The organism is Aeromonas sp. 602396, assembly GCF_049173735.1.
In the GTDB taxonomy this organism is placed as follows: domain Bacteria; phylum Pseudomonadota; class Gammaproteobacteria; order Enterobacterales; family Aeromonadaceae; genus Aeromonas; species Aeromonas veronii_A.
In genome coordinates this window covers 78,753-92,597 of sequence record NZ_JAAKSD010000001.1, presented here as the reverse complement: position 1 = coordinate 92,597, position 13,845 = coordinate 78,753, and the positions used below count along the sequence as shown (strand labels likewise).

Annotated in this window: 12 protein-coding genes and 1 tRNA gene; 4 read left to right on the top strand and 9 right to left on the bottom strand. The window is 59.0% G+C overall.

The window, feature by feature from the left end; all coding sequences use genetic code 11:
• Positions 1-8: 8 nt before the first annotated feature.
• Positions 9-1,133, bottom strand: a complete 1,125-nt coding sequence (locus tag G5229_RS00435) for an HD domain-containing phosphohydrolase (protein WP_216951702.1) — start codon at positions 1,131-1,133, stop codon at positions 9-11.
• Between the two features lie 293 nt (positions 1,134-1,426).
• Between G5229_RS00435 and rimO the strand changes: the two genes are divergently transcribed.
• On the top strand, positions 1,427-2,755 hold the full coding sequence (gene rimO / locus G5229_RS00430; protein WP_421207997.1) for a 30S ribosomal protein S12 methylthiotransferase RimO: 1,329 nt from the start codon (positions 1,427-1,429) through the stop codon (positions 2,753-2,755).
• Between the two features lie 163 nt (positions 2,756-2,918).
• The gene (locus G5229_RS00425) at positions 2,919-3,596 is read left to right on the top strand and encodes a Crp/Fnr family transcriptional regulator (RefSeq protein ID WP_216951704.1); all 678 of its coding nucleotides are present in this window, start codon (positions 2,919-2,921) and stop codon (positions 3,594-3,596) included.
• Between the two features lie 97 nt (positions 3,597-3,693).
• On the opposite strand, the gene tsgA is transcribed toward G5229_RS00425, so the two are convergent.
• From tsgA to G5229_RS00405, 4 genes are all read right to left on the bottom strand, one after another.
• On the bottom strand, positions 3,694-4,857 hold the full coding sequence (tsgA, locus tag G5229_RS00420) for an MFS transporter TsgA (protein ID WP_227340955.1): 1,164 nt from the start codon (positions 4,855-4,857) through the stop codon (positions 3,694-3,696).
• Between the two features lie 53 nt (positions 4,858-4,910).
• On the bottom strand, positions 4,911-5,612 hold the full coding sequence (deoD, locus tag G5229_RS00415) for a purine-nucleoside phosphorylase (protein WP_005303072.1): 702 nt from the start codon (positions 5,610-5,612) through the stop codon (positions 4,911-4,913).
• A 327-nt stretch (positions 5,613-5,939) separates the two neighbouring features.
• On the bottom strand, positions 5,940-6,521 hold the full coding sequence (locus tag G5229_RS00410; protein WP_421207995.1) for a DUF1349 domain-containing protein: 582 nt from the start codon (positions 6,519-6,521) through the stop codon (positions 5,940-5,942).
• A gap of 365 nt (positions 6,522-6,886) precedes the next feature.
• A tRNA-Ser gene (locus G5229_RS00405) sits at positions 6,887-6,976 on the bottom strand.
• 391 nt (positions 6,977-7,367) lie between these two features.
• On the opposite strand from G5229_RS00405, the gene G5229_RS00400 reads away from it, so the two are divergent.
• Together G5229_RS00400 and G5229_RS00395 are read left to right on the top strand one after the other, a co-directional pair.
• Complete coding sequence (locus tag G5229_RS00400) at positions 7,368-8,324, top strand: L,D-transpeptidase family protein (RefSeq protein WP_216979181.1); 957 nt, start codon at positions 7,368-7,370, stop codon at positions 8,322-8,324.
• A 39-nt stretch (positions 8,325-8,363) separates the two neighbouring features.
• Complete coding sequence (locus G5229_RS00395) at positions 8,364-9,353, top strand: DUF481 domain-containing protein (protein ID WP_323913161.1); 990 nt, start codon at positions 8,364-8,366, stop codon at positions 9,351-9,353.
• A gap of 66 nt (positions 9,354-9,419) precedes the next feature.
• On the opposite strand, the gene G5229_RS00390 is transcribed toward G5229_RS00395, so the two are convergent.
• From G5229_RS00390 to G5229_RS00375, 4 genes are all read right to left on the bottom strand, one after another.
• The gene (locus G5229_RS00390; protein WP_335865835.1) at positions 9,420-10,835 is read right to left on the bottom strand and encodes a DASS family sodium-coupled anion symporter; all 1,416 of its coding nucleotides are present in this window, start codon (positions 10,833-10,835) and stop codon (positions 9,420-9,422) included.
• A 244-nt stretch (positions 10,836-11,079) separates the two neighbouring features.
• On the bottom strand, positions 11,080-11,805 hold the full coding sequence (locus G5229_RS00385; RefSeq protein ID WP_204483864.1) for a MaoC family dehydratase: 726 nt from the start codon (positions 11,803-11,805) through the stop codon (positions 11,080-11,082).
• A gap of 245 nt (positions 11,806-12,050) precedes the next feature.
• Positions 12,051-13,022, bottom strand: coding sequence for a 23S rRNA (adenine(1618)-N(6))-methyltransferase RlmF (rlmF, locus tag G5229_RS00380; protein WP_266134491.1), 972 nt, complete (start codon positions 13,020-13,022; stop codon positions 12,051-12,053).
• Between the two features lie 148 nt (positions 13,023-13,170).
• Positions 13,171-13,659, bottom strand: coding sequence for a C40 family peptidase (locus tag G5229_RS00375; protein ID WP_421172010.1), 489 nt, complete (start codon positions 13,657-13,659; stop codon positions 13,171-13,173).
• Between the last annotated feature and the right edge of the window lie 186 nt (positions 13,660-13,845).

Genomic DNA, 13,845 nt, shown 5'->3' with positions numbered 1-13,845 from the left:
ACACGCGCTCAACCCGGCTCTGCGCCACTGGCCGCCACACCTGATGAACTGGCGGGATCCTGATACTGCTGATAGATGGCATAAAACTCGGCCTTGTTGTGCAGGGCCGCAGCGACACAGGTGGGATCAAACTGGCTGCCGGCATGCTCCTCCAGATAGGCAAACGCCGTCTCGAACGGCCAGGCCTGCTTGTAGGGGCGCTCGCTGGTCAGGGCATCAAAAACATCAGCCACCGTCACGATACGCGCCGCCAGCGGGATCGCCTCCCCCGCCAGGCCCAGCGGATAACCGGTGCCATCAAAACGCTCATGATGGCCTGCGATGATGTTGGTCAGCATATCGGTGTGGTGAATGCCATCGAGGCCAAACTCATTGATCATCAGGCTGATCATCTCTCGCCCCTTGCTGGTGTGAACCTTCATGATCTCGAACTCTTCCGGGGTCAGCTTGCCCGGCTTGAGTAAAATGGCATCCGGCACCGCGATCTTGCCGATGTCGTGCAGCTCGGAGAAGAGGTAGACAAACTCCACCTCCTCGTCGCTCAGCCCGCAAGTCGGGGCCAGCGTCTTGGCGATCAGTCGGGAGTAGGCCGACATCCGATGCAGATGGTTGGCGGTCTCCTCATCCCGATAGCGACTGAACTCCCGTGCCGTGGTCAGCGCGCCGCCGAGGGTCTGAATAGAGAAGAACTCCACCGCAATGATGGCGGACAACATCTGGGCATAGGCCGACAGCTCGCTTTGGATCGACTCATCGAAATAGCCCGGCTCCATGGCATCGCAAAACAGAAAACCAAACAGCTTGCTGTTGAACAACAGCGGCTCGGTATAGCTGGAGGCATAGCCCGCCTCCAGCAGCTTGCGGCTGTGTTCCGACGCGGAACCACGCAGGGCATCGAGATTGCCAAGTACCCGGGGGTGCTTGTGCTCCGCCAGATAGCGCAAGGAGGGAACATCGCTCAGCTTCACCTCATACTGCACCAGCGGCGAGGGCCCCTCGGTGCTGTGGGCGAAGGTCTTGAGCTGATCGGTATGGGGATCGTAAATCGCAATGGCCACCCGACTCAGCTTGTCAAAACGCTCGCGTAGCGTAGCGTGCAGATTCTGCATTCTTTCGCCAAATGAACTTTCCATTGCCTTCTCCACCGGATCACCATGATGGGAGTATAGGGGCACCCGTGACAGGGTTCCCAGCCACAGACCGCGAAATTGACTAATAAGTCAGCAATGCATATTGCCAGCCACAAACCTGTGCAGCAGGGACTGCGCGCCAGTCAGGGCTCCACCATCAGCCGCTATTCGCACGGCCCAATCCTGCCCACTCGGAGATATTGTTAGGTTCTGCCATGCTGGCTGTATAGTTTTTGGTTAACCATTCCGGTAAAATCCGCGCCCTTAAAGAAGAGCCACCTAAGAGTGATTGAGCGATGTCCAACACAAAACAGGCCCCCAAAGTAGGATTCGTCTCCTTGGGTTGCCCCAAAAACCTGGTCGATTCAGAACGCATCCTGACCCAGCTGCGTACCGAAGGGTACGATGTGGTGCCCAGCTATGACGATGCCGAGCTGGTCGTCGTCAACACCTGCGGCTTTATCGACAGCGCGGTGCAAGAGTCGCTGGAAGCGATCGGCGAAGCGCTGGCCGAGAACGGCAAGGTGATCGTCACCGGCTGCCTTGGCGCCAAAGAGAACCAGATCCGCGAGATCCACCCCAAGGTGCTCGAGATCACCGGCCCCCACGCCTATGAAGAGGTGCTGGGTCACGTCCACAAATATGTGGAGAAGCCGCAGCACAACCCCTTCACCAGTCTGGTACCGGCCCACGGCGTCAAGCTGACCCCGCGCCACTACGCCTATCTGAAGATTTCCGAGGGGTGCAACCACCGCTGCACCTTCTGCATCATCCCCTCCATGCGCGGGGATCTGGTGAGCCGCCCCATCGGCGACGTGCTGGCAGAAGCCAAGCGCCTGAAAGAGGCGGGCGTGAAGGAGCTGCTGGTGATCTCCCAGGACACCTCCGCCTACGGCGTCGATGTGAAACACCGCACCGGTTTCTACGACGGTATGCCGGTCAAGACCAGCATGGTCGCCCTGTGCGAAGAGCTGGCCAAGCTCGATATCTGGGTACGTATGCACTACGTCTACCCCTACCCACACGTAGATGACGTCATCCCGCTGATGCGCGATGGCAAGGTACTGCCCTACCTCGATATTCCGTTGCAGCACGCCAGCCCGCGCATCCTGAAACTGATGAAACGCCCGGGTACTGTCGAGCGCACTCTGGAGCGGATCCAGAAGTGGCGCGAAATCTGCCCGCAGATCACCCTGCGCTCCACCTTTATCGTTGGCTTCCCGGGCGAGACCGAGGAAGATTTCCAGATGCTGCTGGACTTTATCGACAAGGCGGAGCTGGATCGGGTCGGCTGCTTCAAATACAGCCCGGTCGAAGGGGCGCTGGCCAACGAGCTGCCGGACCCGGTGCCGGAAGAGATTCAGGAAGAGCGCTTCCAGCGCTTTATGGAGCTGCAACAGCAGGTCTCCATCCGCAAGCTGGCCCGCAAAGTGGGCCAGGAGATGACCGTTATCATCGACGAAGTGGACGAAGAGGGTGCCACTGGCCGCTCCTTCGCCGATGCGCCGGAGATCGACGGTCTGGTCTACCTCAACGGCGAAACCGGCCTCAAGCCGGGCGACATGGTCAAGGTGCGGATCGACGAATCCGACGAATATGACCTGTGGGCCAGCCTGATTAGCTAACCCTTGCTGACCACCGCTCAATGAAAAAGCGCCTTCGGGCGCTTTTTTATGCTTCCAGATTGCACTTCTACACCAGTAAGCCCCACTTTGCGGTACAAAACTGGCATATCCGTATGCAAGGGTGTGTAATAGTCGTTTCTGTTTGGCGACGACTCGAAATCCCATGCAACTCAAACCCCTTCTCAAGGGACGCTTTCAGCCCCACTGGCAGGCCAGTCATGATCTTATCGTGCAGGTAGTGCAATCCTGCATCACGGAGCAGCATCTGATCCCCGAGGGGGAGCCCCTGATGCGTCAGGGGGAGCTATTGCGGGATCTGGTGCTGGTACCGGGCGGCCGCATCGCCATGGGCCACACCGCCATGAATGGCCGCCGCTTTCAGCTCGGCACCCTGGAGTGCGACAACCAGCTGTTTGGCGAGATGGAGTTCTTCACCGGCTACCGCTGCCAGCTCGACATCATCGCCGAGGAGCCGCTGGAAGTGGCCCGCATCGACGGCGAGCAGCTGGAGCAGGCGCTGGTCGCCCACCCCAAGGTGGCGCTCTTCTTTGCCACCGCCATTGCCATCGACTATCAGGACACGGTGGATATTTTCACCTGCCGCATGCTCTACCCCATCAGCTACAACATCGCCCTCGACCTCTATCACAGCCACTGCCACCACAACCCGGTGAGCGGCTTTCGCAAGGGGTATCAGGAGGCGGAACGCTTCGGCACGACCGACCGGGTCTACCGGCGGGCGGTGAAAGAGCTGATGGAGAAGGGACTGGTGGAGCGCGGCGAAGAGGGATTGCAGATCCGCGATCTGGCGGGGCTCAAGGCCTTTCTGGAGCAGCCATAAGTCGCAGGCCTCAGTTGCCGACTGAGCAGCAACAAGCGGAACAGCAACAAAAAAGAGGGGCGGTTTATACCGCCCCTCTTGCTGTTTACTCCCCCGCTCAGGCGAGACAGGGCTGAGGCCGGGCCATGCGCAGCGAGGCTACCAGCATGGCGAGGATCACGGCGTAGATAAGCGGGATGGCGTACATCACCGCCTGCAAGCCGATCACCTGCTCGAACATGGCGCTGATGGCCGGGCTGAACATGGCCCCCGCGCTGCCGCTGATGAGGATGTAGGAGACGTTCTTGCTCGACGCCTGGCGCACAAACGACACCCCGTAGGCGATAAAGGCGTTGTAGAGCGCCGCGCAGACAAAGCCGTAACCATAGGTGAGGTATGGCAACTGGCTCAGGTTATCGGTGGTGACGATGAGCGCCGTCATCCCCATCGCCAGGGTGATGATCACCAGCAGGAAGGTTCGGATCGCAATGCGGGTCACGATGGCGGTGGAGACCAGTGCGCCGAGCAGGGCAGCCGTCCAGTATTGGGTGATGATATTGCCCGCCTCCTCGAAGGGGATGCCGAACTTATTCTTCACGAACATGGGCGCCCAGGTGAGGAAGGTGTAGAGCGCCAGCATGCCGAGAAAGAGCCCCAACCCGCCGCTGATGATGCCGAGGTTCCACTCCGAGTGCTCGTTGCCTGCGCTTTCGCCACCCGCCTCGCAGCTGCGGAAGTTGGTCAGCACCGCCACCAGCATGGTCGCCAGCGCCACCACGCCCACCGCCAGATAGCTCCAGCTCCACGCCATGGCGTGAGTCAGGGTGTAGGTGGTGATAAGCGGGAAGACCACCCCGGCCACGTTGAAGGTGGCATCCTGCACCACCAGCATGGTGCTCTGCATCCGCGCCTGCCAGACGCTCACCACCAGCGTCCCTGCAATGCAGAGTCCCACCCCGCCACACAGGCCGATCACCGTCATGGCAGCCATCACCACATAGAGCGAGCCGGTCAGATGGAGCGAAGCCGCCGCCAGCGCGATCAGGCCGTAGCAGAGCAGGGTCATCCGCTTGAGCCCCACCTTCTCGATAAGGAAGAAGGCGGCAATGGTGCCCGCCAGCGCCCCGCCGTTGAGCAGGGAGAAGATGGAGGCCACATGATTGACGTCGGCGCCGAACTTGGCGGCGATGGGGTCGATCAGCATGCCGAACTGGGTCGCAAAACCGGCCATCACAAAGTTGGCCAGGAAGCTGATGGCAGTGAGGGAGAGCTTATTGTTCATATTGGATCTCTCTTGGGGTCAGGGGGCGTGCAGGGGTGGGCGGACTGCGGCGCTTACAGCGCGGTGTGCAGCGCCAGCTCGATCATCTGGTTGAAGGAGAGTTGCCGCTCTTCGGCAGTGGTCTCTTCACCGGTCAGGCAGTGGTCGGAGACAGTCAGGATGGCGAGCGCCTCTATCCCCTGCTGATGGGCCAGCCCGTAGAGACCGGCCACCTCCATGTCGATGCCAAGCACTCCAAACTTCTCCAGCGCCGGAATGAGGTTTTCGTCCGGATCGTAATAGAGGTCGCCGGTGAAGATATTGCCCACCTTGACCGGAATCGCCTTCTCCTGCGCCTTGGTAAACGCCTTGTGCAGCAGGGCGAAGTCGGCCGAGGTGGCCATCTGGTAACCGGCGCTGCGCTTGGCATTAGTCGGGGAGTCGGTGCCCGCCGCCTGCGCCAGAATGACGTCACGCATCTGCACGTGGCGCTGGGTCGCCCCCAGGCTGCCGATGCGGATGATCCGCTTGACCCCGAAGTCGTTCACCAGCTCGTGGGCGTAGAGCACCATGGAGGGGATCCCCATACCGTGGCCCATCACCGAGATGCGCTGGCCGTTGTAATAGCCGGTGTAGCCCAGCATATTGCGCACATTGGTCACCTCGCGCGCATCGGTCAGAAAAGTCTCGGCGATATAGCGGGCCCGCAGCGGGTCCCCCGGCATGATGACGGTCTCGGCGAAATCGCCCGGGTTGGCATTGATATGAGCGGTCATTATTGTTGTGCTCCAGTTTGACTCGTTTTATTGTTTTGATGTGGCCATCCTAGCCGCCACCCCAACTCCCCTTGCAGGACAAAAGTCCTGTTGTCCCGATCGAGATCCCAGTTCCGGTAACTTGTTGTCTGCTACATCGCATACCGCATGCTTTTCGACGTTGCTTGCCAAGGCTTGCCCATCACAGCCACCCGCCATTCCCGACCTACCGGTGTAAAAAAGCGGGAGGGCAACGCCCCTCCCGCTCGATAGACCCTGCGAATGACGCTACAGGCCGACGGCATTGTTCACTCTGCCGGTTGACACGCAATGCCAGCCATGGGCTGGCTAGCTCAAATCATGCAGTGCCTCGCCAAGGGGCGGCGTGAGGCGCAGATCCGAAAAACGCACCGCCAACCCCTGTCGCTCGGGGGTGCAGCACATCACTCCGATAAAGCAGCGCTCGCCTGGCGGGAACGGAGCGAGCCGCAGCAGTGGCCACACCTCGCCATCGGTGGAGTATTGCAGACGCAGACAATCGGCCAGCCGGGTCAGGCGCAGCCAGAAACGGCGCGGATTGCCGCTGAAAATACCGGTGGCCCAGTCAGATCGCAGATTGGTGAGCACGCTGCCGATCATCGGCTGGGCATCGTTGTACTCTATCCCCGCTTTGAGCCAGTGCGCCTCGTCTTGCAGCAACATCAGCCCTGCCTGATCGTAGAGGGTGGTGAACTCCCCTTCGACACAGACCTGAAAGGTAAATTCACCCTCGACCTCACAGCCATAGAGATGCCCACTGTGGCGCTCGAAACCATACCAGGTGCTGCGCCAAAAATCGGTCTGTTTGTCCGTTACCACCAGCAAGCCGTCGCTTGTTTTGTGCCATTCGGCCGGTTCATTGAGCCAGCACCATTCAAGCCCTTCCCTCATCCTCTTTTGCTCCTGTTCTCGCCATGTTTCCCGTTGTCACCGGCCCATAACACTCGGGCGCGCTCATACTATCGCTGGCCATTCGGCCACGAGCCCCAGCTGCGAGCGGCCAACCAAAGGGACTCCATTGTGTCGCCATCATGACTGGCGAGCAAGCCGTTGGGGCCAACCTTGCAACCGATAGGCGATCGGGCAAGTAAAAGGGGGCCCCTATTGCACGACGATAAGACATCTCGATATGGGCTCGAGTCGACTAACAGGTGGTCGATAGAGGGGACGCTTCAAGCCAGCCAACATCAGATGGCATATCAGGCATCACACGAAACGAAAAAGCCCAAGCAATCTAATTGCTTGGGCTTGGTATGTGGCGGAGAGACAGGGATTCGAACCCTGGGTGGCATTGCTGCCACAATTGATTTCGAGTCAATCCCGTTCGGCCACTCCGGCATCTCTCCGTGGGGAGAGAGTTTTACCCAAGCTGGGCCGAGGATGCAACAAAAATTTCTTATATATCAAATGGCTGAATCAGCTATCTGGGAGCAGGCTCACAATGCTTCACGCACGGCCTGCGTTGCGAGGCCACTCTTGTATGGCTCTGTATCCACCCGCTCGCACACCCGGCCATTATCCACGTCGTGATATTCCCCCATTGCCATGAGGCGCCTCTTTTTCCTGCTTGGCACTCAAATTTATGGGTGATGCCGATTTTGGCTGGTTTCCTATGTATCCCCAAATCATTGCGGGTGCGCGGCAAGCTGGTAATCATGGGCTGATTGAGGAACAATCGCGCCATCCTGGCGGCTGTGTTGATGATGTTCCGCCCCGATTGAACTGATGGATCTCCTTATGCGATTGCCGAAACTCATACCCCTCTCCATAACGCCCGCCCTTTCCCTGCTGCTGGCAGCGATCCTGCTCTGCGCCACGCCGGCAGAGGCCAAACGCTACCCGCTGCCACCTGCCGGGAGTCGCCTAATCGGTGAGCTGGAGGATTACATCATCCAGCAGAATGAACATCTGGAGCTGGTTGGCAAAAATACACAAATTGGATTTTTGGCGCTGCTTGAAGCAAATCCGGGTGTAGACCCCTATTTACCCAAGCCGGGCACCCGCTTGACGCTGCCCACCCAGATGCTGCTGCCTGATGTGCCTCGCGAGGGGATCGTCATCAATCTGCCCGAACTGCGCCTCTACTACTTCCCCAAAGGGAAGAACGAGGTCATCGTGCTGCCCATCGGGATTGGCGATATCGGCCGCGAAACACCCGAGATGACCACCACCGTCATCGAGAAGAATCCCAACCCGACCTGGGTTCCCGGCCCCATGGTGCGCAAATCCTGGCTGGAGCAAAAAGGGATCACCCTGCCCGCCGTGGTGCCCCCCGGCCCGGAGAATCCCCTCGGCAAGTTCGCCATGCGCCTTGGCTATGGCAAGCGCGACTACCTGATCCACGGCACCAACAAGGATTTTGGCGTTGGCCTGCGGGTAAGTGCAGGCTGCATCCGGCTGCGACCTGACGATATTGAGGCCCTGTTCAAGATTGTGCCGATCGGCACGCCGGTGCGGGTCATCAATCAACCGGTCAAGGTCGCCATCGAACCGGATGGTAGGCGCTGGCTGGAGGTGCACTCCCCGCTCTCCCGCACCGAAGAGGAGCTTGAAAATGGCGCCCCGCTGGTGCTATCTCCGGCCATAGAGAGCTTTATCAGTGCACCTGACGTGATGCAGGATGAGGTGACGGCGGCGCTGGAGAGCAAAAATGGCCTGCCCCGCCCCATCAGCAGCCAACTTGTCAGTGGTTAAGTCACCAGCGCCCGAGTCGCACCGGAGTCACCTTACCTCATGAAATTCCTGCCCCTCCTGCTCCTGTTGGTCTGTCACTCCTTGTGGGCCAAGGACATTCTCTGGATGAACAATGGCGATCGTCTGACCGGCAACATCGAGGAGGTGACCGAACAGTCGGTGCGCATCGCCCTTCCCTACAGCGGCGCAGTCACCGTCCAGCGAGAGGCCATCAAACGCTGGCGTATCGATAAAGAGGACAAACCCAAGGCGACGGCAAAGGGTGGGCTCAAGCTGTTCGAGGATGACCAGGATGAACGCAACGCCTGGCTCTGGACCGGCAGCGGCGATCTCAATGTCAAACTCAAACAGAATGACAAGCAGACCAACAACGTCAACCTCAAGTGGAAAAGCGAGCTGGCCAATCTGGACTGGCGTTACAGCTTCTCCGGTGAATACACCTATGAGACCGCTGACAACGTCACCGACAGCCATGATTATCAGCTCAACCCTACGCTGGACTACTTCTTCAACCAGCAGTGGTTCTTGCGTACCTCACTCGATGCCGAATATGACATGCTGGATAAAGATCGCTATCTCTACATGGACTATGGCTCGGGGCCTGGCTATCGCTTTTGGAACGACAAGCGCCGCCGACTGGAGCTGATGGCCCAAGGGGGGCTAAGTCGGCTCTACTTCCGTGAAGATAGCAAGATCACCGGCGTTTTTCTGGGTGAACGGGTCATAGACTACCCCTTCGCTGGCCTGAACTGGGATTATCGCCAACCTTTCTCCCTCTGGCAGGAGAAAATGGAACTGTTCAGCCAGGGGCGCTATCTGAAATATCTGGCACAACCCTCCCCCTATGTCACCCGTAATCAGGACCTGAAAGGCAGCATAGGGTTGCGCTACTACTTCAATGACCATCTGCGCCTCTCCTGGTCGAGTGAGCTGAATTGGGAAGATGCTGACATCCTTGTCGACACAGGCAGCCCGGAACCCCGCGAGAGCGAATTAAGACACCTGCTCAGCCTTGGCGTCAGTTTCTAGCCCCGGATCCCCAACACGCAAAGAGGAGCCAATTCGGCTCCTCTTTGCTTTAGGCAGACAGGCTCGCTAGATCAGCCCCCAGGCGGCAATCTGGTAGATCCATACCATCGCCAGCAGGGTGCCGACCAACCCCATGATGACGCCGATGCGCACCATCTGGTGACTCTCCACCAGACCGGTGGCGTGGGCCAGCGCATTGGGCGGGGTACTGATGGGCAGCGACATCCCGAGCGAAACCGAAATGGTGACCGCCAGGATCAAGGTGTGGCTGCCGCCCCACTCGGCCAGCTCCGGCATGCTGACCGCCAGTGCCGCCACCAGTGGCAGCAACAGATTGGCGGTTGCGGTGTTGGACATGAAGTTGGCCATCACCACTGCCAGCAGACAGGCACCAATCAGCACCGCCAGCGTGGAGTATTCGTGGAACGGAATGTGGGTGATGAGCCGCTCGGCCAACCCGGAGTCCTCCAGCGCCAGCCCCAGCGCGATACCACCCGAGACCAGCCAGAGCACATCGAGGGAGATCTTGTGCAGATCGTCCTTGGTGATGATGCCGGTGGTCAGGAACACTGCCACCGGGATCATGGCGACCACGTAGGAGCTCATGCCGTGCAGATCCCCCAGCAGCCAGAGTACTATGGTGGTGATAAAGGTGAGGTAGACCACCCAGGCGCGGGGGGTCTGCATAAAGCGCCCCTCAATCTTGAGATCCATCCGCTTGAGGGAACTCGGGAAGAAGCGCCCCAGCAGGAACCAGCCAAGCAGCAACAGCAACACCACAAAGGGCACCGCAAATCCCATCCACTGACCGAACGAGATGGCATGCTCGCCGGTCAGGTATTTGAGGGCCACTGCGTTGGGCGGAGTACCGATGGGAGTGCCGATCCCGCCGAGGTTGGCCGCCAGCGGAATGGCCAGCACAAAGCCGATTTTGGCCGGGTCCTTGTCGGGAAATGCCGCCAGCACAGGGGTAAGGATGGCCAGCATCATGGCGGTGGTGGCGGTATTGCTCATAAACATGGAGAAGGTGGCGGTGATCAACATCAGCCCCAGCATGACGATCCGGGGATCCTGACCAAACGGGCGCAGCAACACCCGCGCCAGATTGACGTCCAGATGGTATTTGGTCGCCGCAATGGCGAGGAAAAAACCGCCGAGAAACAGCATGATGACCGGCGAGGCAAAGGTCGCCATCACCTCGGTGGACTTGAGCAGCTCACCAAACCCCGGTTCGGCCTTGTCGGCAGTCATGAACCAGAGCCCCTTGTCGGAGAGCAACAGCAGCTCCAGCACGATGATCAGCACCGAGGTGGCGAAGATAGGGATGGGCTCCAGGATCCAGCAGAGGGCGGCCAGCACGAAAATAGCCACGACCCGCTGCTCGATGACGGTGATCCCCTCCAGCGGGATCCAGTGGGTCGGGATCAGCAGGATGGCGAGGCTCAGCAGCAGTGGCAGAATAATCTTGTTATTGATGGGCACTATTGTCTCCAGGATCGGGAGTAAGAAGCCAATAGTGGCATAACATGCTATCGCCTCACGCGGCCAACTCGCCAAAATGAGAGCTGGCTAACTGCACGGCGCACCGTTTTGTGAGTCATATCAAGCTGGGGTCGGCGCGCGATGGCTGACGCCTCAGACCTTGCAACAAACAGGCAAAAAAACGGGCCCGCTGTTCGTTGCACACGACAGCGGGCCCGTTTCACCATTCATACCGATGAGGGGCTCAGAAGTAGATGCGGGTCACCGACTCGATGACGCAACCCGGGCGACGGATCCCTTCGATCTCCACCTTGATCTCTTTGAGCAGCTCCAGCCCACCCTTGATGGGGGTGACCCGGGCCAGCTTGGTGCGGGCGCGGATGTTGCTGTCCACCTTGATGGGGTACGGGAAACGTACCTGATCCAGCCCGAAGTTCACCACCATGCGGGCGGTCGGGAACTCGGGGGTGGCCTCATCGACCGAGCCGGTCAACTGCGGCAGCAGCGCCAGGGTCAGGAAGCCGTGGGCGATGGTGGTCTTGAAAGGCGACTCGGCGGCCGCGCGCTCCGGATCGGTGTGGATCCACTGATGATCCCCGGTCACGGCAGCAAACTGATCGATCATCTGCTGGCTGACGTGCAGCCACTCGCCCACATGGGTCTCTTCACCAATGCGAGCCTGCAGGGCGGCATAGAGCTCGGCAGCCTCGGCTCCCAGCTCCACAGCGGGTTCCTGAGCCACGGCAGGCTGACCGTTGGCCACCCGTGCCACGGTTGCTGCATCCTGTTGCTGCTCGCTCTGGGTCTCGGTTTGCAAGTCCAGTACACGACCCAGCAAAGGGTGAAGATGTGCCTTTTGCTGAAACTCACGCCAGTAGTCGCGGATCGCCGGTGAGAGCCAATCCTTGAGCTCAAAGGGGTGCTGCGCCAAAATTTCGCGCTTGCGCTTCAGAAAATCGACAACTTTCATGTTCCGATCCCTATGTGATTCATTGCCTGTAAAGAGGTCTAACCAGTCCTATTTTATTAAAGTTTCAGCTGTAAGTGCAAAAAAATCTCGGCGTACACCTGTACCAAGGCGGAAGTAACTACTTACACCATGTAAACCAGCACGATCTGCCAATGAGGAAATCGATTGCCAAAGATGCCGCCAGCAGGGGAAATTCGCGGGGCTCATCATGAAAAAAGGCCCTCATCGGGCCTTGTGGTGGGGACTCAGCGCGCGCTCGACCAGCCGCGACGCAATCCCTCTTCATCCAGAAAGGACCAGGCGAGGATCCGGCTCACCTTGTTGCCCTGCGCCATGTCGATCACCCGTACCTGACGCGCCCCCACCCGGCTCAACGCCTTTTTCGCCCCCGGCAGGTTCTCTTTTTTCGACACCAGCGAGCTGAACCAGAGGCACTGAGTGGCAAACTCCTTGCTCTGGGCAATCATGTTGGCCAGAAACGCCGCCTCGCCCCCTTCGCACCAGAGCTCGGCCTTCTGGCCGCCAAAATTAAGCACAGGAGCGCCTGTCACCTCCTTGCCCAGATTGCGCAGCTTGCGCTCCGTCCCCTTGCTCGCCTCTTCCAGCGACGCGTGGAACGGCGGATTGCACAGCGTCAGGGCAAAGCGCTCCTTTGGCCCTATGATGCCGCGAAACACATGGTTGGGGTTGCCCTGCAGGCGACACTCAATCTGGTTGCCGAGTCCGTTGCTCTTGGCCAGCAGGGTGGCCGCCTTGACCGAGACCGGATCGATATCCGATCCCACAAAACGCCAGCCATATTCGCGGGCCCCCAGCAACGGATAGATGCAGTTTGCCCCCACCCCGATATCCAGCACCCTCACCCCCTTGCCGGTAGGGAGCTGGCCTGAGCTCTCGGCCAACAGGTCGGCCGCCCAGTGCAGGTAGTCCACCCGTCCCGGGATAGGCGGGCAGAGGTAACCGGCAGGCAAGTCCCAATGGGCAATCCCGTAGTGATGGGCCAGCAGGGCACGATTGAGAGTCTTCACTGCATCGGGATCGGCAAAATCGATGGTGCGGGTGCCGTAGTCATTGATAAAGACATGAGCGGCCAACTCGGGAGTTCGCAGGCAAAGCGCCTCAAAGTCGTAACCCGCCTGATGGCGATTACGGGAGTGAAGTCCGGATTTACGGTCGCCCGACTTGGGGCCACCGGCTGATGGGATGCGGGGTTTCATGCTGAGCCTGCCGAAGAAAACGGGCCCACACTATAGTGATTTGACTCGGGAAAGTCTAAACGACGGCAATAAAAAACCGAGCTATCGAGCCCGGTTCAAGTGAGGTTGGAAAAACAGTCCGTACTGCGAGCCGTTTGTCCAGCCTGACTCAGATATCGATCCGGCGAGCTTGCCAGAACTTGCTGCGCCAGTATTGGCTGTCCAGCTTGGAGCGGGTCACACCGGCTCGAGTCGAGGCGTGAATGAATTCGCCATTCCCGACATAGATACCAACGTGGTTGAGACGACGATTGATTTTGAAGAAGACCAGATCACCTTCGACCAGATCCTGCTTGGAAACGCGCGTCCCTTCGTGAACTTGAGAGCGGGTATCGCGGGGAAGTTCAATACCGACCGCATTGCGAAACACTTCACGGGCGAAGGCGGAACAATCGATACCACGTTCGGTTGTACCACCGTAGCGGTAAGGGGTACCGCGCCACTCTTTGTATACTGTCAGGATTTCATTCACATCGGGTGTCTGCGAAGCTTCCGGTTCAATAACGGGTTCCATCATGGAAACTTCGATCTTGCTCGCGACCTCGGGTTGGGGTGCCGAAGCACAACCCGCCATTCCGAGCGCGACCAGCAGTAGCATCAGGTAGCGCAATCCTTTATCCCCGCAAAATAGTAAATCTTGTTAAAATACGGCCCCAAAGGGCAATTTATAAGGCAACAGCACCCGACTATATCCAAGAATTCTATCGAGGCAAGTGAAAATCCCTATCAAGCTCACATTTTTGCAAGGAAATGCACGATTTTTCATAATTAATGTGATCATGCC